Below are 20,328 nucleotides of genomic sequence, written 5' to 3' on the forward strand. Positions count from 1 at the left end.
GCCAGCTTCCTGCCACCATGCCTCCGCGCGTCAACCGACGCCCCCGGAACCGGCCCCACGTTCACTTGTTTCTCCCCTCGGCGGGCCTGGCCGGACCCGCGCCCCCGCACGCCCCTCGCGCGCTTCGGCGCATAGTAACCACAGGCCAGGGGCGTTGGGCGCGGCAGGTTTGTCACCGTTCCGTTCCAAATTCAATGGCCTGCGGCGCACAACCGGGGCGCCCTCCCGGCGGTCCGCGCGGGGGCGCTACGAGGAGACACCTCGAGGAGACACCTCAAGGAGACACTGCGCGGGGTCACTTCACGGCGCTGCCCTTCGTCCACTCCTCCCAGTCCATGTTCCAGCCGCCGAGGCCGTTGTCGGGGGCGACCGTCGTGTCCTTGCTGTTGACCACCTCGACGACGTCACCGATGAGGCTGCGGTCGAAGAACCAGCCGGCCGGGGTGTCCGCGCCACCGCCCTTCACGTCGTGCAGTCCCACGCACCCGTGGCTGACGTTGGTGTCGCCGAAGACGTCCTCCCCGGCCCAGTAGTTGCCGTGCAGGAAGGTGCCGGATTCGGTCAGGCGGATGGCGTGCGGGACATCGGGGATGTCGTACTCGCCCTTGCCCTCGGCGTCGGTGAAGCCGACGGTCGCGCCGTTCATCCGGGTGACCTCGAGCATCTCGGTGATCACCATCTTCCCGTTGTACGTGGGGGTCTTCGGCGCCCCGGCCGTGATCGGCACCGTGGCGAGCTCCTCACCGTCCCGGCTCACCTTCATGGTGTGCCGGCCCGCGTCGACCACCGAGATCTGGCTGCGGCCGACGGTGAAGGAGAACGTGCGGTGCTGGAGTCCGTACACGCCGGGCGCGCCCTCGACGTCCCGCAGGTCCAGTCCGACGGTGACCTCGGTGCCGGGCTGCCAGTAATTCTCGGGCCGGAAGTCGAGCCGGTCCTTGCCGAACCAGTGCGGGCGGATGTCGACGGCCGGGCGGGAGGTGACCCGGATGGCCCGTTCGACCGCCGCGCGGTGGACGATCTCACGGTTGAACGCCAGGGAGACGATCATCCCGGTGCCGACCACGGAGCGGTGTTCTGGGGCGACGTAGCCGATGAAGCGTTCCTCGGGGACGTACGTGGTGAACGTGGTGCGGCGGGAGGAGCGGCGGCCGGCGCCGTCCAGGGCCACGGCGTCGACCGTGTACCTCGCGGCGAGCGCCAGCCGTTCGTCCTCGGGCTTCCAGCTCCGCCCGTCGGCGGAGATGCGCCCGGGAACCGGGGACTCCCGCGCGTCCTGCGATCTGACGACCTTCACCGACTCCAGCCGCCCCTCGGGCGCCCGTACCCGCAGCGTGCTGCCGGGGCGCACCTCCTTGCTGCCGTCGGCGGGCGCGACCCGGATGACCTCCTCGGGCGCCGGAGGGCCGAACGCCCCTCCGATCGCGCCGTCCGAGGTGCAGCCGACGGCTCCGGCCAACAACCCTGTCCATGTCAGTACGGCGGCCAGTGCGGCCCTCGCGCGCCGTGCGCGCCCTTGTACGTGGCTCACGCGGTACCCAACGACGGTCCGCGCCGTCGGGAAACGACCATGCGCCCCCTCGGGGCACGCGGGGGTACGCCCTCCGGGGGAACCCGCGGGTGCGCCCCCGCTCCAGGTGTGCCGTCACGCGGACAGGTCGTGCTCTCGGCGACACGTGAGTGCGCGGCACGCTCTGGGCAGAACTGTGGGGAGGACGACGCGCCGGGGAGCCGCGGCCACTTTCCCTGCCCGCCGTCGTCCCACGAGCCGCGGGAGGCGGACAGGTGTCCAGCGCAGCCGAGCAGGAGGCGGTGGCCGGGGAGCGGGCCACCGGCGACGGGCGCCCGGCCGTCGCCGTGAACGGCGTGCGGGCGGCGCCACCGCCGCCGGCGACCGTGCCCGTGCGGCCCGGCCCTCCGACACCGCTGGGCGCCCGCTTCCGGGTCGGCCCGGACGGGGTGGCGGGGACCGACTTCGCCCTGTGGGCGGGCGGCGCGGAGGGGGTCGAGGTGTGCCTGTTCGACGAGGGCGGCGGGGAGGTCCGGGCCCGGCTCACCGAGCTGACGAACGGCGTCTGGCACGGCTTCGTACCCGGCGTCCTGCCCGGCCGGCGCTACGGCTACCGGGTGCACGGCCGCTGGGACCCGTGGACCGGCGCCCGCTGGAACCCGGCGAAGCTGCTGCTCGACCCGTACGCACGCGCGGTGGACGGCGACTACGCCACGCACGGACTGTCGCCCGAGGTGTACGGGCACGTCCGGGACTGGCCGGAGCAGCGCGTCGCTGACACCGTGCGCGACAACCGGGACTCCGCCCCGTACGTGCCGAAGGCCGTCGTCGTCCACGAACCCGACAACGGCACCGACGGCGCGGCGGCCGACCACCGGCCCCGCACCCCGTGGGCGGACACGGTCCTCTACGAACTGCACGTCAAGGGGTTCACCCGACGCCACCCCGGCGTCCCCGAGGAGCTGCGCGGCACCTACGCGGGGCTCGCGCACCCCGCGGCGGTCGAGCACCTGGTGAAGCTGGGCGTGACGGCCGTGGAGCTGCTGCCGGTGCATCAGTTCGCGCACGAGGACCATCTGCTGCGACGCGGGCTGCGCAACCACTGGGGGTACAACTCCATCGGCTACTTCGCCCCGCACGCCGGCTACGCGGCCTCCGGGACGGCCGGGCAGCAGGTCGGCGAGTTCAAGCGGATGGTGCGCGCCCTGCACGCGGCGGGCATCGAGGTCGTCCTCGACGTGGTCTACAACCACACCGCCGAGTCGAACGAGCTGGGCCCCACACTGTCCCTGAAGGGCGTCGACAACCGCGGCCACTACCGGCTCCAGGCCGACGCCCGCCGGTACGCCGACTACACCGGCTGCGGGAACACCCTGGACGTCGGCCGGCCGCACGTACTGCGCCTGATCATGGATTCGCTGCGCTACTGGGTGACCGAGATGGGCGTCGACGGCTTCCGCTTCGACCTGGCGGCGGCGCTGGCCCGCTCCGCGCACGACGTCGACATGAACTCCCCGTTCCTCGCGGTGATCGCCCAGGACCCGGTGCTGCGCGGGGTGAAACTGATCGCCGAGCCGTGGGACGTGGGTCCCGGGGGCTACCAGGTGGGGGCGTTCCCTCCGCTGTGGTCGGAGTGGAACGACCGGTACCGCGACGCCGTGCGGGACTTCTGGCGGCCCGCGGCGGCGGACCTGAGGGAGATCGGCTACCGGCTCTCCGGTTCGAGCGACCTCTACGACTGGGGCGGGCGGCGCCCGTACGCCTCGGTCAACCACGTCACCGCGCACGACGGGTTCACGCTGCGCGACCTCGTGTCGTACGACCGCAAGCACAACGAGGCCAACGGCGAGGGCAACCGGGACGGCACCGACGACAACCGTTCCTGGAACTGCGGCACCGAGGGCGAGACCGACGACCCGGACGTCCTGGCGCTGCGGCGGCGGCAGCTGCGCAACCTGCTGGCCACGCTGCTGCTGTCGACGGGCGTGCCGATGCTGGTCGCCGGCGACGAGATGGGGCGCACCCAGCGCGGCAACAACAACGCCTACTGCCAGGACAACGAGACCGGCTGGGTGGACTGGGAGCTGCTGGCGGAACCGGGGTGGAAGGCCCTGTTCGACCTCACGTCCCGGCTGATCGCCCTGCGCCGCCGCCATCCGGTGCTGCGCCGCCGGGCGTTCTTCTCCGGGCGGGCGCACTCCCCCGACGGCCTGCGCGACCTGGCCTGGTTCACCGCGCGGGGCACGGAGATGACCGAGGAGGACTGGTACGCGCCCGCCGCCACGCTCGGCATGTATCTCTCCGGGCGGGACATCCCGGACCACGACGAGCACGGGGAGCGGATACGCGACGACAGTTTCCTCGCCGTGCTGCACGCCGGTGACGCACCGGTGGACGTCCTGCTGCCGGGGCCGCCGTGGGCGCGGCGCTACGAGGTGGTCCTGGACACCGGCCGGGAGGACCAGGCGGACACGCCGGGCACGGCCCACCCGGCGGACACGACGATCACGGTGCCGGGACGGACGGTTCTGCTGCTGCGGGTGCGGTGAGGGGACCGGCAGGCCGCGGGGAGGGGGACGGGGCGGCGCGCGGTCAGCCGAGGATGCCGCGGTCGTAGGCGGCCGCCACGGCCGCGGCGCGGTCCCTGACGCCCAGTTTGGCGTACAGGTGGGTGAGGTGCGTCTTCACGGTCGCCTCGCTGATGAAGAGTTCGCGGGCGATCTCACGGTTGGAGGTGCCCCGGGCGACCAGGCCGAGGACCTCGCGCTCCCGCGCGGACAGCGGTTCGCCGCCGGACGAGCGGGGGGAGCGGACCGCGGAGACCAGACGGGAGGCCACCGCCGGGGAGAGGACCGTACGTCCCTCGGCCGCCGCCCGCACGGCCGTGAACAGTTCCTCGCGCGGCGCGTCCTTCAGTAGATAGCCGGTCGCGCCCGCCTCGATCGCGGGCAGGGTGTCGGAGTCGGTGTCGTAGGTGGTCAGGACGAGCACCTTGGCCCGTGCGCCCCGGCGGGACAGTTCCCGGATGGCGTCCACGCCCGAACCGCCCGGCATGCGCAGGTCCATGAGCACGACGTCCGGGTCCAGGGCGGCGGCCCGTTCCAGCGCCTCGACGCCGTTCGCCGCCTCGCCGAGGACGCGGAAGCCGGGCGCGGACTCGAACATGCCGCGCAGACCGTCCCGTACGACGGGGTGGTCGTCGACGATCAGTACGGAGACGGCCGGGGGGTCCGTCGTGGCCGGGGTGTCAGTCATGGCGGACCAACGGTACGCGAGCCGACACCGCCGTCCCGTGGCCGGGCTCGGACTCCACCGTGAGGGAGCCCGCGATGCGCTCCGCGCGGGCGCGCATCCCGTCGAGGCCGAAGCCGCCGCTGCCGGTGCGGGCGGGGCGCACCCGCGGGTCGAAGCCCCGGCCGTCGTCGCGGATGTCCAGGGTGACCTCGTCGCCGATATAGGAGAGCGTGACGCCGACCCGGGTGGCGCGGGCGTGCCGGGAGGCGTTGGACAGGGCCTCCTGGGCGATCCGCAGCAGGGTGGCGGCGACCTCCTCGTGGAGGGGCTCGGCGGTGCCGGTGACCGTGCAGTCGGCGCGGGCCCCGGTGCGTTCGCCCCATTCCGCGACTGTCTTCTCCAGGGCCTGCGGCAGTCCGTCCCGGTCGAGGGCGACCGGGGCGAGGTTGTGCACGGAGCGGCGTGCCTCGCCGAGGCTCTCGCGGGCCAGGTCGGTGGCCCGCACCACGTGGACGCGCGCCAGGTCGGGGTCACGGGTGTTCGCGACGACCTGGAGCTGGGCGATGATGCCGGTCAGGCCCTGGGCGAGGGTGTCGTGGATCTCGGCGGCCAGCCGCCTGCGTTCGTCGGCGACCCCCGCCTCCCGTGCCTGGACGAGGAGTTGGGTGTGCAGGGCGGCGTTCTCGTCGAGGGCCTGCTGCAACGCGGCGTTGGTGCGCTCCAGTTCGGCGATGGTGGCGGCCTGCGCGCGGGTGCGCTCCTCCTCCAGTTCGCCGAAGTGGGCGAACAGGGCCACCAGTAGGGCGTTGACCAGGAGGACCGCCCCGAAGAACACCCAGCCCAGTCCCCCGCGCGGCGGCAGCCCGCCGGACTGCGAGCCCGCCGTGGTCACCGCGGTGGCGAGCAGGCCCCATCGGACCAGACGTCTCGGGAGCTGACGTCCGACGCCGAAGTAGCCGATGACCGTGTAGAAGGCGAACAGCGGGTTCAGCCAGGTGAGCGCGAACCCGACGGCCCAGCGGACGGCGTAGTAGCAGGCGCTCTCGGTGGACGGCCCGGGGCGTCGGCGCTCCGCTCTGCCCCAGGCCAGTTGCAGGGCGGCGGCCGCGACGACCAGCACACCGCTCGCCCACCGCTCACCGCCGGTCATGCCGACCCCGTCGGCGGCCGCCACCGACAGCAGGGTGCCGGCCGCGAGCAGCACGTACGGCCCCCAGCGGTGGAAGACCGCCCAGCGCTGCTCGACCACCGCCCCGTCCGGCACGGCGCCCTTCCCGGTCACCCGCGCGGACGCCCGGGGCTTGGTCCCCCACACGGACACCCCGCCATCAGACCGGTGCCCGCTTGTCCCCGCCCCGTCCGACATGGCTCCATTCTCGGCGTTCTCTGTGTTCTCAGTGTGCTCGGCGTGCTCGGCGTACTCGGCGTGCTCGGCCACCCGCCCGGCCATCCGCTCACTCCCAGCGGAACCAGCGTGCGGCAGCGGCCGTCAGCAGCAGGGTCCAGGCCGCCAGGACGGCCAGGTGGGCCCAGCCGGGCCAGGCGCCGGCGGCGGCCTGGTTCAGCGCCTCGGCGGCGGCGCCGAACGGGGTCCAGCCGACGATGTCGGCGAGCAGGTCCGGCATGGCCTGCACCGGCAGCCACACCCCCGCGCAGAACATCGCCGGGAACAGCGCGGCGGAGCCCACCGCGCCCGCGATCTTCGTCGTGCGGGACAGCGCGGAGAGCACGGCGCCCAGGGCGAGGGCGACGAGCACGGCGAGGAGCAGCGCGAGGAGATAGCCGAGGGGCTGGCGGGGCAGCCGCACGCCGAAGGCCAGCCGGCCGACGGTGAGCGAGAGCAGCGCCGAGAGCAGGGCGGCCCCGCCGTGCACCAGCATCTGCGCGCCGAGCAGGGCCGTGGCCCGTACCGGGGTGGTGGCCATCCGGCGCAGGATGCCGTGTTCGCGGTAGCCGGTGAGGGTCTGCGGCATGCCCTGCAGACCGCCGACGAGCAGGCCGAGCAGCACGGCGACCGGGACGTACGCGTCCACCGGGCGCAGTCCGCCGAAGGACGGGTCGGCCTCGCGGAAGGACGGGATGGAGCCGAGGATCGCCAGCAGGAGGGTGGGGAAGAGCAGGACCCAGAAGATCCCGCCGGGCTCACGGCGGAAGAGGCGGATCTCGCTGCGCAGGACGGCTGCGTTGAGGACAGGGGTGAGGACGGAAGCGGTCACGCCTGGACCTCCTCGGTGGCGGCGGGCTCGGGTGTGGTGTCGCGCTCGGGTGTGCTGTCGGTCTGCCCGGTCAGGTCCAGGAACGCGTCGTCCAGGGTGGCGTCGGTGACCCGGAGCTGGTGGGCGGTGACACGGGTGCGGGCGAGGAGGGTGATGACGGCGTTGACGGTCTCGTCCGTGCCGGACAGGGTGACGCGGCCGCCTTGGTGCTCGATCGAGACGAGGCCGGGCAGACCGTTCAGCTCGTGTTCGTCCAGGGGCGCGGAGGGCGTGAAGCTGATGACGGTGGCGCCCGCCGAGCGGCGGATCAACCCGGCCGGGGTGTCCAGGGCGGCCAGCCTGCCCTTGTCGATCACCGCGATCCGGTCGCAGAGGCGCTGGGCCTCCTCCATGAAGTGGGTGACGAGCAGGACGGTGACGCCGTTCGCGCGGATGTCCTCGATGAGCTGCCAGGTGTCGCGACGGGCCCGGGGGTCCAGTCCGGTGGTGAGTTCGTCGAGGACGACGATCCGGGGGTCGCCGATGAGGGCGAGCGCGATGGACAGGCGTTGCTGCTGCCCGCCGGAGAGCTTGCCGAAGCGGCTGTTCAGGTGGGGGGTCAGGCCCAGGCGTTCGGCCAGGGGCCGCCAGTCGGCGGGCCGCGGATGGAAGGCGGCGTACAGTCCCAGGGCCTCGCGGACGGTGATCTTGGCCTGGAGCCGGCTCTGCTGGAGCTGGGCGCCGAGGACCTGGGCGACCTGCCCGTGGTCGGCGACCGGGTCGAGGCCGGTGACGCGGACGCGGCCCGCGTCGGGGACGCGCAGGCCCTCGACGCATTCGACGGTGGTCGTCTTGCCGGCGCCGTTGGGGCCGAGGACGCCGAAGATCTCACCCTCCTCGACCGTGAAGGAGACGCCGTCCACGGCGGGCCGGCCCCCGTAGGACTTGCGCAGCTCGGTGACTTCGATGACGGGCATGGCACCGAGTGTCCCGGTGGGCGGGGTGCCCGTACATCGGCCGTCACGCTCGAGACGCATCGACCGATCGGCTGATGGGGTGGTACGACTCCCCCGGTCTCCCCGTACGGGCGGCCGGAGCCGCAGGTCGTAGGTCCGAAGACCGAGTCCGGTCCGGCCAAAACTCGGTGGGCAGTGTCAGTTGCGTTCCGTAGGCTCACTGCTGATGGCCACGACACCCCCACCCGCGCCCCCGCCTCTCGAAACGCGCGAAGCGCCCGGAGCACCCGAAGCGCGATCCACCGTCCGTACGTTGCTGCGCCTGTGGCCGTACGTACGGCCCGTGCGGGCGCGGCTGTTCACCGCCGCCTCCATCGCGATCCTCGCCTCGTGCATCGGCCTGGTCATCCCGCTGGTCCTGAAGTGGATGGTGGACGGTCCGATCGCCGACCGGGACCCGGCGGGTGTGTGGCTCGGCGCCCTGTACCTGCTGCTGCTCGGGCTCGCGGAGGCCCTGCTGTTCGGGTTCCGGCGGTGGCTGGTGGCGCGCCCGCTGTCGGGGGTCGAGGCGGGGATGCGGGCGGACCTGTACCGGCGTCTGCAGCGGCTGCCGGTGGCGTTTCACGACCGGTGGCCGTCGGGGCAGTTGCTGTCCCGGGGGACCACGGACCTGATGCTGCTGCGCATGTTCCTGGCCTTCCCGCTGACGTTCCTCCTGGTCAACGGGGTGACGATCCTTGTCGGTGTGATCATCATGCTGGTCCAGGACTGGGCTCTGGGGCTGGTGTTCCTGATTCCGGTCGTGCCGGTGATGGTCATCTGCGTGGCCTTCGAGAAGCGGTACTCCAAGGCGTCCCGGCTCGCCCAGGACCAGGTCGGCGATCTGACGACGGTCGTCGAGGAGAGCGTGCTCGGCATCCGCGTCATCAAGGGGTTCGGACGGCACCGCAGCCAGGCGCGGGCGTTCCGGGAGCTGTCGAAGGAGCTGCGCGGGACGGAGCTGCACAAGGCACGGCTGCTGGCCTCCATCATGAGCGTCATCGTGACGCTCCCGGAGCTGGCCATCGGCACGACACTGGTGCTGGGGGCCATGCGGGTGGCCGACGGGGACCTGTCCGCGGGCACCCTGGTGGCGTTCCTGTCGACGGCCCTGGCGCTGCGCTGGCCCGTGGACTCGATCGGCTTCCTGCTGGCGATGAGCCAGGAGGCGGCGACCGCGACCGAGCGGTACTTCGAGGTGATGGACGCCGAGGAGGAGTCCCCGGGCCCCGACGGCGCACGGACATCGGTCACCCCCGAGGGCGGCGGCGACGGCGGGCTGCGCTTCCACGACGTCACCTTCCGCTACCCCGACGCCCCCTCCGGCTCCCCGCCCGTCCTCGACCGTGTCGACCTGCACATCCGGCCCGGTGAGTCGATGGCCCTGGTCGGCGCGACCGGCAGCGGCAAGACCACGCTCACCGCCCTGGTCCCGCGGCTGCACGAGGCGACCTCGGGGCGGATCACCCTGGACGGCACGGACATCACCGCGCTCTCCCGCGAGGAGCTGCGCAGCAGGGTCTCCGTCGCCTTCGAGGAGCCCACCCTGTTCTCGGCCGCGGTCGGGGAGAACGTGCTGATGGGCGCGGGGCCCGGGGCCGGGAAGGCCGAGCTGGAGCGGGCGCTGGGCGTGGCGCAGGCCGACTTCGTGGACGCGCTGCCCCAGGGCACCGACACCCAGGTCGGCGAGCAGGGGCTCAGTCTCTCCGGCGGGCAGCGGCAGCGTCTCGCGCTGGCCCGCGCGGTGGTCGGGCAGCCCGAGTTCCTGGTGCTGGACGATCCGCTGTCCGCGCTCGACGTGCACACGGAGGCCGCGGTCGAGGCCGCCCTGCGCCGGGTGCTCGCCGACACCACCGCGCTGATCGTGGCGCACCGCCCGTCCACGGTGCTGCTGGCCGACCGCGTCGCCCTGCTCTCCGGCGGCCGGATCACGGCGGTCGGCACCCACCACGAACTGCTGCGCACCCACCCCGAGTACGCCCACCTCATGTCCGGCGACCCGGCGGGGGAACAGGAGAACCAGCGATGACGGCGGCCCCCACCGCGCCCGCGCGGGACGAGGACGGCAAGAACGGCGAGCCACCCACCCCGCAGGCCGGCGACCCCTTCGACCAGGACGTACTGCCCGCTCCCCCGGGCGCCACCGGCGTCCTGCTGCGCTCCCTGCTGGCCCCGATGCGGGGCAGGGTCGCCCTCACCGCGCTCCTGCTGCTGCTCCAGCAGACGGCGGTGCAGGCGGGCCCGCTGCTGGTGGCGTACGCGATCGACCGGGGCGTGCCCGCGTTCCGGTCCGCCGACCACGGGCCGCTGATCGCGGTCGCGGTGGGCTATCTGCTGTGTGCGGCGTCGGGCGGTGTGCTGCAGTACGCGTTCATCGCCACCGCCGCCCGGGTCAGCCAGGACGTGCTGCTGGATCTGCGCGGCCGGATCTTCCGGCACGCGCAGGCGCTCAGCGTCGACTTCCACGAGCGCTACACCTCGGGCCGGCTCATCTCCCGCTCCACCACGGACGTCGAGTCGCTGCGGGAGCTGCTGGAGGAGGGCCTGCAGGAGCTGGTCACGGTCATCGTGTCCTGCGTCTACGTCTCGGTGCTGCTGCTCTGGCTGGACCTCGGGCTCGGCGCGATGGCGGCGGCGTCCTTCGTCCCGCTGTACGCACTCGTACGGTCGTACCGGCGGCGCGTCACGGAGGTGTACCGGCAGCGGTCGACGGCGATCGCCGCGGTGATCGTGAAGTTCGTCGAGACGATGAACGGCATCCGCCCGGTGCGCGCCTTCCGCCGCGAGGCCGCCAACGACGCCGACTTCCGCGCGCTGAACCGGCGGCACGAGCGGACCAACGGGGACGCCCTGCTGGAGATGGCCCGCTATGTCGTCGGTTCCCGGGTGGTCGCCAACACGACGGTCGCGCTGATCGTGCTGTGGGGTGCCTACCGGGTCGCGGACGGGACGCTCGCGCTCGGCGTGCTGGCGGCGGCGGTGCTGTATCTGCGGCGGCTGTACGACCCGATCGACCGGCTGGGCATGTTCCTCAACGCGTACCAGTCGGCGGCCGCCTCGCTGGAGAAGATCGCCGGGCTCCTGGCACAGGTCCCGTCCGTGCCGGAGCCCGCGGCCCCCCGGGAGCTTCCGGAGGCGCCGTCGCGGCACCCGGGGCGCGAGGTCGTCTTCGACTCGGTCCGTTTCGCGTACCGCACCGGCGGCGAGGTGCTGCCCCGCTTCGACCTCACCCTCCCGGCCGGGCAGACCGTCGCCGTCGTCGGCTCGACCGGTGCGGGCAAGTCGACGCTGGCCAAACTGCTCGCCCGCTTCTACGACCCCACCGACGGCCGGGTCCTGCTGGACGGCGTCGACCTGCGCGATCTCGCGGGGCCCGCACTGCGGCGCGAGGTGGTCATGGTGACGCAGGAGGCGTTCCTGTTCTCCGGCACGGTCGCCGAGAACATCGCCATCGGACGTCCGGACGCCACCCGTGCGGAGATCGAGCGGGCCGCGAAGGAGATCGGCGCGCACGACTTCATCGCCGCCCTGCCCGACGGCTACGACACCGACGTACGCAAGCGCGGCGGCCGCATCTCGGCCGGCCAGCGCCAACTCGTCGCCTTCGCCCGGGCCCTGCTCGCCGACCCGGCCGTACTGATCCTGGACGAGGCGACCAGCTCCCTGGACATCCCCGGCGAGCGGGCGGTGCAGCGGGCGATGGCGACGGTCCTGCGGGGGCGTACGGCGGTGGTGATCGCCCACCGCCTGTCCACCGTGGAGATCGCGGACCGCGTTCTGGTGATGGAACACGGCCGCATCGTGGAGGACGGCGCCCCGGCCGAACTCATCGCGGGCACCGGCCGCTTCGCGGACCTCCACCGCGCCTGGCGGGACAGCCTGGCGTAGCGGGAGCGCAGACGTACGCGAAGAAGACGTACGTGAAGAAGCGGGCAGGCGTGGAACCTCTGCCGTCGTCGGCAGCACCGGCGCCACACCGGCGGAACGCTCCGTTTATCGAACCTGAACTCTCGGACAACGGACTGTTTCCGGCCAATGTTATGACGCGCTCCTGACAAGAAGTGCGGTCTCCTGCGACTCTTCCCACGGCCGCCGCGCGACAACCCCACAGCGCCACCGAACCGTCGTGCCCCGGCCATCGCTCCAGCACAGCAGCACGTGGTACCGCGTACCGCCCTGTTCTGCCCGGCCGGCTCACCAGTCGGCCGGTCTCCCCTGGCCGCACAACCCGCGGCCGCGCAGAAGGAGTCAGTGTTGAGAAGCAGGTCTTCCCACGGACGCACCCCCCACACCGCACGCCGCCGCACCGCCGCCGTCGCCCTCGCCGGGGTCGCCGCCCTGGTCGCCACGGCCGTGCAGTCCGGCAGCGCCACCGCCGCCCCGGACGACACCCTGTCGGCCTCGAGCCGGGCGAACCCGGGCGCCGAGTCGGTCCGGCTCACCCCCGCCCAGCGCGCCGAGCTGATCCGCGAGGCGAACGCCACCAAGGCGGACACCGCCGCGGACCTCGGACTGGGCGAGAAGGAGCAGCTCGTCGTCCGTGACGTCCTCAAGGACCGCGACGGCACCGTCCACGTCCGCTACGAGCGCACCTACGACGGCCTGCCCGTCCTCGGCGGCGACCTGGTCGTCCAGGGCGAACGGGCCGGCACGGCCGAGTCCGTGGTCAAGGCCACCCGGGCCTCGGTGAAGCCCGCCACCACCAAGGCCGCGGTGCCCGCCGCCAAGGCGGAGCAGCAGGCCCTCGGCGCCGCGAAGGCCGAGAACGCCAAGAGCCCCGACGTCGAGGGCGCCCCGCGCAAGGTCGTCTGGGCCGCGGACGGTACGCCGACCCTCGCGTACGAGACCGTCGTCGGCGGGCTCCAGCACGACGGCACCCCGCAGGAACTGCACGTCGTCACCGACGCCACCACGGGCGAGAAGCTGTACGAGTGGCAGGCCGTCCAGGACGGAACCGGCCACACCGTCTACAGCGGCACCGTCGACCTGACGACCACCCGGTCCGGATCGTCGTACAACCTCACCGACGGGGCGCGCGGCAACCACAGGACGTACAACCTGAACCGCGGCACCTCCGGCACTGGCACGCTGTTCTCCGGCTCCGACGACGTCTGGGGCAACGGCAGCCCCTCCAACGCGGAGTCGGCCGCCGCCGACGCCCACTACGGGGCCGCGCTGACCTGGGACTACTACAAGAACGTGCACGGCCGCAACGGCATCCGCGGGGACGGCGTGGGCGCCTACTCCCGGGTCCACTACGGCAACAACTACGTCAACGCCTTCTGGTCGGACAGCTGCTTCTGCATGACCTACGGCGACGGATCGGGCAACGTCAACCCGCTGACCTCGATCGACGTGGCGGCCCACGAGATGACCCACGGCCTCACCTCGAACACCGCCGGCCTGCGCTACAGCGGGGAGTCCGGCGGCCTCAACGAGGCGACCAGCGACATCTTCGGCGCGACGGTGGAGTTCTACGCCGGCAACTCCTCGGACGCCGGTGACTACCTCATAGGCGAGGAGATCAACATCCGCGGCGACGGCACCCCGCTGCGCTACATGGACAGGCCGAGCAAGGACGGCTCGTCCAAGGACTCCTGGTACTCCGGGCTCGGCTCGATCGACGTGCACTACTCCTCGGGCCCCGCCAACCACTTCTTCTACCTGCTGAGCGAGGGCAGCGGAGCCAAGACCATCAACGGCGTCAGCTACAACTCGCCCACCTCGGACGGGCTGCCGGTCACCGGCATCGGCCGTGCCAAGGCGGAGAAGATCTGGTTCCGCGCGCTGACCACCAAGTTCACCTCGACCACCAACTACGCCGGCGCCCGCACCGGCACCCTGGCGGCGACCGGTGAGCTGTACGGCACGAACAGCGCCGAGTACAAGGCGGTGCAGAACGCCTGGGCCGCCGTCAACGTCGGCGCCCGCGCCAGCGGCTGAGGGCGCGGGGCCGGGCGGCCGGTAGGCCGCAGGCCCGCCGTACGCGGCACGGGGGCGCCCGCACCGGAGTCAGATCCTCCGGTGCGGGCGCCCCCGTGCCACCGGGTGTGCGGGACCGTCCTACCCTTGGGTCCCATGTCTTCGGCGGACTTCACCTACGACCACGTCGGCGCGACCCGTGAGCCGGGTTTCTGCCCTCCCGGGTTCCACCCCCTGCACGTGCGCACCCGCCTCGGCGAGGGCGAGGCGGTCTTCCGCCAGGGCGCGGAGGCGGTGCTCACCTGGGAGCTGCACCGGGCCCTGGGCGTCGGCATCGACACCACCGCCGACCGCGCGGCGCCCGGTGTCGACGTCACCGTCACGCTCGCCGGGGTGGTCAGGGCGCCGTGCCGGGTGGTCTGGACGTTGGAGGAACCCCGCAGGGCCGGCTGGGCGTACGGCACCCTGCCCGGTCACCCGGAGTGCGGCGAGGAGGCCTTCGTCGTGCACCGCACCGGTGACGGAACGGTGTGGCTGACCGTCTCCGCGTTCAGCAAGGCGGCCCGCTGGTACGCCCGGGCGGCCGGCCCGGCGGTCCGCGGAATGCAGCACGCCTACGCCCGCCGCTGCGGCACGGTGCTGCGGCGCCTGGCCACGAAGGGCCTCGAGGAGTTCTGAGGCCCTTCGCGTCACCCGACGTCCGTCCGCCGGACCGGCGGCCTACCGCATCAGCAGCCCCGCCGCCCCCAGGACGTCCTCCGAGGGGGCCGCGACCAGACCCATCTCCGTGCCGTACGCCAGCAGCGGATGGCTGGGCAGGATACGGACCGTGTAGCCGAAGGGCCCGGTGCGGTCCAGGCAGAGCGGGCCCTCGTACACCCAGCGGCCCTCCAGGTCGGCGGCCCCCACCGGTTTCAGCGGGACGGGCGTCGCGCCGGTGAGGCGGTCCTCCTCGTCCACCCGCCCGGAGACCGCCTGGACCTCGACGTCGTCCGGATCGAGGTCGCCGAGACCGACGCGCACCCGCAGCGCGAGGGTGGTGCCGAGTTCCGCGGTGGCCGTCGTCGTCCCGGACGTCTCGACGTGGTCGACGCTCACGCCGTGCCAGGCGGCGCGCACCCGGGTCTTCCACCGGGCGAGGTCGCGCGCACGGTCGGGTCCCATCGCCCGGTGGGCGCGCGCGGCGGGCGCGTACAGGCGCTCGACGTACTCGCGGACCATGCGGCCGGCCAGCACCTTCGGGCCGAGCAGGCTCAGGGTGTGCCGGACCATCTCCAGCCACCGGTCGGGCAGCCCGCTCTCACCGCGCTCGTAGAAGCGCGGCGTGATCCGCTGCTCCAGCAGGTCGTACAGCGCGGCGGCCTCCAGGGCGTCGCGCCGGTCCGGGTCGTCCCCCGCTGCCGAAAGCGTGGGGGCGCCCCCACCCGCCCCGTCCGCGGTGGGGATGGCCCAGCCGAAGTCGGGCTGGAACCACTCGTCCCACCAGCCGTCCAGCACCGAGAGGTTGAGGCAGCCGTTGAGGGCGGCCTTCATGCCGCTGGTCCCGCACGCCTCCAGCGGCCGCAGCGGGTTGTTCAGCCAGATGTCGCAGCCCGGGTAGAGCTTCTGCGCCATCGCCATGCCGTAGTCGGGCAGGAAGACGATCCGGTGCCGCACCCGCGGGTCGTCGGCGAACCGGACCAGCTCCTGGATGAGCCGCTTGCCGCTCTCGTCCGCCGGGTGCGCCTTGCCCGCGACCACGATCTGCACCGGCCGCTCGGGGTGCAGCAGCAGGTCCGTCAGCCGGTCCCGGTCCTGCAGCATCAGCGTCAGCCGCTTGTACGAGGGGACCCGCCGGGCGAAGCCGATGGTCAGCACGTCCGGGTCGAGCACCCGGTCGATCCAGCCGAGCTCCGCCGTCCCCGCGCCGCGCTGCCGCCACGAGGCGCGCAGCCGCTCCCGCACCTCCGTCACCAGCAGCGAGCGCAGGGACCGGCGCAGCTCCCAGATGTCCTCGTCGGGGATGTCCCCGACGGAGTTCCAGCGGTCCGAGCGGTCCGAGCCGCCGACGGTCAGCGCCTCCTCGGCGCGCTCGGCGCCGATCTGCCGGGCGCCGAGCCGGAGCACCTCGGGGGCGACCCAGGTCGGCGCGTGCACCCCGTTGGTCACGGAGGTGATGGGCACCTCCTCGGGATCGAATCCGGGCCAGAGCCCGGCGAACATCTCGCGGCTGACCCTGCCGTGCAGCAGGGAGACGCCGTTGGCGCGCTGGGCCAGACGCAGGCCCATGACGGCCATGTTGAAGAGGTTGTGCTCGCCGCCGGGGTACGTCTCCATGCCGAGCCGGAGGACGCGGTCGACCTCGATGCCCGGCAGTTCGGCGTCGGGGCCGAAGTGGCGGGCGACCAGCTCGCGGTCGAAACGGTCGATGCCGGCCGGTACGGGGGTGTGCGTGGTGAACACGGTCCCCGCCCGGACCGTCTCCAACGCGGGGCCGAACTCCAGTCCTTCGGCGCGCAGTTCGGCGATGCGTTCCAGGCCGAGGAAACCGGCGTGGCCCTCGTTGGTGTGGAACACCTCGGGCGGTGCGTGCCCGGTCAGCCTGCAGTACGCGCGCACCGCCCTGACCCCTCCTATGCCGAGCAGCATCTCCTGGAGCAGGCGGTGCTCGCTGCCGCCGCCGTAGAGCCGGTCGGTGACGCCGCGTTCGCCGAGGTCGTTCTCCTCGACGTCGGAGTCCAGCAGGAGCAGCGGGACCCTGCCCACCTGGGCCAGCCAGATCCGGGCGCGCAGCGAGCGGCCGCCGGGCAGCGCGAGGATCACCAGGGCGGGGGTGCCGTCGGGCTCCTTGAGCTGGGCGAGGGGCAGCTCGTGGGGGTCGAGGACGGGGTAGTGCTCCTGCTGCCAGCCGTCCCGGGACAGCGACTGGCGGAAGTAGCCGTGCCGGTAGAGCAGACCGACGCCGATCAGCGGGACGCCGAGGTCGCTGGCGGCCTTGAGGTGGTCGCCGGCGAGGATGCCGAGCCCGCCGGAGTACTGCGGAAGGGCGGCCGTGATGCCGAACTCCGGGGAGAAGTAGGCGATGGCGGCGGGCAGTCGGTCACCCTGCGACCGGGAGCCGGACTGGTCCTGGTACCAGCGGTCGCCGGTCATGTACGTGTGCAGGTCGTCCGCGACGGCGTCGAGGCGGTCCAGGAACGGGCGGTCCCCGGCCAGTTCCGTGAGCCGGTCGGGCGGCACACTGCCCAGCAGCCGTACGGGGTCCCGGCCGCAGGCGGCCCAGCGTTCGGGGTCGACGGAGCGGAACAGGTCCCCGGTCGGCGTGTGCCAGGACCAGCGCAGGTTCCGGGCCAGTTCGCTGAGGGGCCGGAGGGGGTCGGGGAGAACGGGTCGGACGGTGAATCGACGGATCGCCTTCAAGTTCCACCTCGGCGCGAGTCGCGGTGCGGAAGGACGGCTGTGTGCGTCCGGTCGTCGCGCACGACAGTACCGGCGGGAACGTCCTCCACGGTGGAAGCCGGGCAATCCGGCCCCGCCGTACCCCGACCCAAACGATTCGCCTCATGGCGGATATGGCCGATTCCCCACCCGCAGGCGTTCTTGTGGCACTTCGTTCCGCACGAGACGCTGCCACGGTGGCGTACGGCGTCGCCCGCCGGGTGCACCCGGCGGGCGACGCCGTACGCCGATTCGCCGTTCGCGGAGTCAAGGAGGGGAACTCGGACCATGGCACGGACGCGAACGCGGCGTCTGCGCCGGGCGGGGGTCATGGCGGCGGTCCTGTGTACCGCGACGGTCTCGGCCGCGACCCTGCCCGCGCACGCCGCGCCTGAGGGGCGGATATCCGGCGCCGGGGCACCCGGCTCCGTGACCGGCAGCTACCTGGTGACACTGGAGAAGGGGACCGCGGCACGCTCCGCGATCGGCAGGGATCTCGTGCGGCGCTACGGGGCGAGAATCAGCCATACCTACGGCACCGTGCTCAACGGCTACGCCGTCCGGGCCGACGCGAGAGAGGCCGCGCGGCTCGCGGCCGACCCTCGGGTCGCCTCGGTCACCCAGGACACCCGGGTGACGCCGGCCTGGACGCCGGAGAAGTCGAAAAAGCCGCAGAAACCGCAGAACCCGCAGAAACTGCAGAACAACACGCAGCAGCGCCCGCCGTCCTGGGGACTGGACCGCGTGGACCAGCGGAACCTGCCGATGGACGAGCGGTACACCACGCCGGCCACGGCGGGCGCGGGGGTGACGGTCTACGTCATCGACACCGGCGTACGAATATCGCACCGCGACTTCGGCGGCCGGGCCCGGCACGGCTGGGACTTCGTCCAGAACGACCGGACCGCCCAGGACGGCAACGGCCACGGCACCCATGTGGCCGGCATCATCGCGGGCAAGACCCACGGCGTCGCGAAGCGGGCCAGGATCGTCTCCGTCCGCGTGCTCGACGACAACGGCTCGGGCACCACGGCCCAGGTGATCGCGGGCATCGACTGGGTGACCCGGAACGCGGTCAAGCCCGCGGTCGCCAATCTCAGCCTCGGCGGCTTCCACAACGCCCAACTGAACGCCGCCGTACGGAAGTCCATCGCGTCCGGCGTCAGCTACACGGTCGCCGCGGGAAACGAGGGGACAGCGGCAGCCCTGTACTCGCCCGCGGGTGTGAAGCAGGCGATCACGGTGGGCGCGACCGACCGGCAGGACAAGAAACCGGCCTTTTCCAACCACGGCTCTGCCCTCGATCTGTTCGCCCCGGGGGTGTCCATCACCTCGGCGTCGGCCGCGAGCGACACCGGGCAAGTCACCGCCTCGGGTACGTCGATGGCGTCACCGCACGCGGCGGGCGCGGCGGCGCTGTACCTCGCCGAGCATCGGCGGGCCGCCCCGGCGCAGGTGGCGAACGCACTGGTCAGGGGGGCGACGAGCGGGAAGGTGAGCGGCCGCGGGCTCGGCTCGCCGAACCGGCTGCTCCGGACGCCGACGCGGTAGTGCGCACCTGCCGGACCCTCGCGCCACGACCACCCGGGCACCGGCGGGGGGCGGGCGAGGGGCCGGGAGCGGGCCTCTCGAGGACCGGCTCCGTCCCGCGCGGACGGGGCCGGTCTTGTATGTCGACATACGCACGGGTAGTTAGCAAAGCGCCGGATTGCCCACCCGAACAGTGTGGGAAGGCTCCTGCGGTACACCCCTCAGGAACCCCACGCAGCATCAAGCAGGACCCACCTCCCCACAGTCATCCGCCCACCCACGTTGACGCGGACAGGAGCGGTCATGCCCGCCACGCATCATTCGTCGTCGGCCCCTCCGACACCTTCTCCGAAGCCCGCCGCCGGAACGCCCCCACCGGCCGCGGCGAACTCGACCTCCCTGGGGCGCATCCCCGTCCTCGACGTCCGGCCGATGGTCCGTCAGGGACGCCTGCCGGCGAAGGCCGTCGTCGGTGAGACGTTCGAGGTGACGGCCACCGTGTTCCGTGAGGGGCACGAGGCGGTGGCCGCCAACGTCGTCCTGAAGGACCCCGAGGGCCGTCGGCGGCCGTTCATCCCGATGCGGGAGCTGGCGCCGGGCACGGACCGGTGGGGGGCGACCGTCCGCGCCGACGCGACGGGGCGTTGGACGTACACCGTGGAGGCGTGGGGCGACCCCATCACGACCTGGCGCCGCCACGCGCGGATCAAGATCCCGGCGGGTACGGACACGGAGCTGGTGCTGGAGGAGGGCGCCCTGCTCCACGAACGGGCGGCGGCCGAAGTGCCGGAGCCGGACCGACGGGACGTCCTCCTCGACGCGGCGGACGCGCTGCGCGACGAACGGCGGCCGACGGCTTCCCGGTTGGCGGCGGCGTTGACGCCGGAGGTGGACGCGGTCCTGGCCCGCCACCCGCTGCGGGAACTGGTCACCACCGGCGATTCGATGCCCCTGCTCGTGGAACGCGAACGCGCCCTGTACGGCTCCTGGTACGAGTTCTTCCCCCGCTCCGAGGGCACCCCCCACCAGCCGCACGGCACCTTCCGCACCGCCGCCCGCCGGCTGCCCGCGATCGCCGCCATGGGCTTCGACGTCGTCTACCTCCCGCCCATCCACCCCATCGGCACCACCCACCGCAAGGGCCGCGACAACACCCTCACCGCCGCCCCCGACGACGTCGGCGTGCCCTGGGCCATCGGCTCCCCCGAGGGCGGCCACGACACCGTCCACCCCCAACTGGGCACCGCAAAGGACTTCACCTGGTTCGTCCGCCGCGCCGGCGAGCTGGGCCTGGAGGTCGCCCTGGACTTCGCCCTGCAGTGCTCCCCCGACCACCCCTGGGTGCACAAACACCCCCAGTGGTTCCACCACCGCCCCGACGGCACCATCGCCCACGCGGAGAACCCGCCCAAGAAGTACCAGGACATCTACCCGCTCGCCTTCGACACCGACCCCGGCGGCCTGGCCGCCGAGGCCTGCCGGCTGCTGCGACACTGGATGGCCATGGGCGTGCGGATCTTCCGGG

Annotated in this window: 13 protein-coding genes; 7 read left to right on the plus strand and 6 right to left on the minus strand. The window is 72.9% G+C overall.

Translation table 11 applies throughout. The features are described 5' to 3' along the window. Positions 1-295: 295 nt before the first annotated feature. Positions 296-1,531: an Ig-like domain-containing protein gene (locus DIZ27_RS27940; RefSeq protein ID WP_109381230.1), complete on the minus strand. Its 1,236-nt coding sequence runs from the start codon at positions 1,529-1,531 to the stop codon at positions 296-298. A gap of 254 nt (positions 1,532-1,785) precedes the next feature. Between DIZ27_RS27940 and glgX the strand changes: the two genes are divergently transcribed. After that, complete coding sequence (gene glgX, locus DIZ27_RS27945; protein ID WP_109381231.1) at positions 1,786-4,059, plus strand: glycogen debranching protein GlgX; 2,274 nt, start codon at positions 1,786-1,788, stop codon at positions 4,057-4,059. A 43-nt stretch (positions 4,060-4,102) separates the two neighbouring features. On the opposite strand, the gene DIZ27_RS27950 is transcribed toward glgX, so the two are convergent. The 4 genes from DIZ27_RS27950 to DIZ27_RS27965 all read right to left on the minus strand — a co-directional run bounded on the left by DIZ27_RS27950 (position 4,103) and on the right by DIZ27_RS27965 (position 7,916). Further along, positions 4,103-4,765 (minus strand): response regulator transcription factor, encoded by a 663-nt coding sequence (locus DIZ27_RS27950; protein ID WP_109381232.1) that lies wholly within the window; start codon positions 4,763-4,765, stop codon positions 4,103-4,105. Next, on the minus strand, positions 4,758-6,110 hold the full coding sequence (locus tag DIZ27_RS27955) for a sensor histidine kinase (RefSeq protein ID WP_109381243.1): 1,353 nt from the start codon (positions 6,108-6,110) through the stop codon (positions 4,758-4,760). Before DIZ27_RS27955 ends, DIZ27_RS27950 begins: the two co-directional genes overlap by 8 nt. Before the next feature lie 88 nt (positions 6,111-6,198). Then, positions 6,199-6,960: an ABC transporter permease gene (locus tag DIZ27_RS27960; RefSeq protein ID WP_109381233.1), complete on the minus strand. Its 762-nt coding sequence runs from the start codon at positions 6,958-6,960 to the stop codon at positions 6,199-6,201. Next, positions 6,957-7,916, minus strand: coding sequence for an ABC transporter ATP-binding protein (locus tag DIZ27_RS27965; protein ID WP_109381234.1), 960 nt, complete (start codon positions 7,914-7,916; stop codon positions 6,957-6,959). Before DIZ27_RS27965 ends, DIZ27_RS27960 begins: the two co-directional genes overlap by 4 nt. Before the next feature lie 205 nt (positions 7,917-8,121). On the opposite strand from DIZ27_RS27965, the gene DIZ27_RS27970 reads away from it, so the two are divergent. From DIZ27_RS27970 to DIZ27_RS27985, 4 genes are all read left to right on the plus strand, one after another. Next, a complete protein-coding gene (locus DIZ27_RS27970; RefSeq protein WP_258308564.1) occupies positions 8,122-9,963 on the plus strand; it encodes an ABC transporter ATP-binding protein in 1,842 nt (613 codons plus the stop codon). Beyond that, on the plus strand, positions 9,960-11,822 hold the full coding sequence (locus tag DIZ27_RS27975) for an ABC transporter ATP-binding protein (protein WP_109381236.1): 1,863 nt from the start codon (positions 9,960-9,962) through the stop codon (positions 11,820-11,822). Before DIZ27_RS27970 ends, DIZ27_RS27975 begins: the two co-directional genes overlap by 4 nt. Before the next feature lie 366 nt (positions 11,823-12,188). Beyond that, on the plus strand, positions 12,189-13,877 hold the full coding sequence (locus DIZ27_RS27980; protein WP_375232009.1) for a M4 family metallopeptidase: 1,689 nt from the start codon (positions 12,189-12,191) through the stop codon (positions 13,875-13,877). A gap of 135 nt (positions 13,878-14,012) precedes the next feature. Further along, a complete protein-coding gene (locus DIZ27_RS27985; protein ID WP_109381237.1) occupies positions 14,013-14,534 on the plus strand; it encodes a DUF1990 domain-containing protein in 522 nt (173 codons plus the stop codon). A gap of 42 nt (positions 14,535-14,576) precedes the next feature. Here DIZ27_RS27985 and DIZ27_RS27990 read toward each other — a convergent pair whose 3' ends face one another. Further along, a complete protein-coding gene (locus DIZ27_RS27990; RefSeq protein WP_109381238.1) occupies positions 14,577-17,255 on the minus strand; it encodes a glycosyltransferase family 1 protein in 2,679 nt (892 codons plus the stop codon). 306 nt (positions 17,256-17,561) lie between these two features. Between DIZ27_RS27990 and DIZ27_RS27995 the strand changes: the two genes are divergently transcribed. Next, on the plus strand, positions 17,562-18,824 hold the full coding sequence (locus tag DIZ27_RS27995; protein WP_109381239.1) for a S8 family peptidase: 1,263 nt from the start codon (positions 17,562-17,564) through the stop codon (positions 18,822-18,824). A gap of 282 nt (positions 18,825-19,106) precedes the next feature. After that, the coding region (locus DIZ27_RS28000) for a maltotransferase domain-containing protein (RefSeq protein ID WP_146228998.1) at positions 19,107-20,328 on the plus strand (1,222 nt) is incomplete at its 3' end.

The organism is Streptomyces sp. NWU339 (assembly GCF_003143855.1).
Taxonomy (GTDB): domain Bacteria; phylum Actinomycetota; class Actinomycetes; order Streptomycetales; family Streptomycetaceae; genus Streptomyces.

Coding starts and splice junctions, on each gene's coding strand:
- DIZ27_RS27950 (WP_109381232.1), bottom strand. CDS start 4,765: ATGACTGACACCCCGGCCACGACGGACCCCCCGGCCGTCTCCGTACTG.
- DIZ27_RS27955 (WP_109381243.1), bottom strand. CDS start 6,110: ATGTCGGACGGGGCGGGGACAAGCGGGCACCGGTCTGATGGCGGGGTG.
- DIZ27_RS27965 (WP_109381234.1), bottom strand. CDS start 7,916: ATGCCCGTCATCGAAGTCACCGAGCTGCGCAAGTCCTACGGGGGCCGG.
- DIZ27_RS27970 (WP_258308564.1), top strand. CDS start 8,122: ATGGCCACGACACCCCCACCCGCGCCCCCGCCTCTCGAAACGCGCGAA.
- DIZ27_RS27975 (WP_109381236.1), top strand. CDS start 9,960: ATGACGGCGGCCCCCACCGCGCCCGCGCGGGACGAGGACGGCAAGAAC.
- DIZ27_RS27985 (WP_109381237.1), top strand. CDS start 14,013: ATGTCTTCGGCGGACTTCACCTACGACCACGTCGGCGCGACCCGTGAG.
- DIZ27_RS27995 (WP_109381239.1), top strand. CDS start 17,562: ATGGCACGGACGCGAACGCGGCGTCTGCGCCGGGCGGGGGTCATGGCG.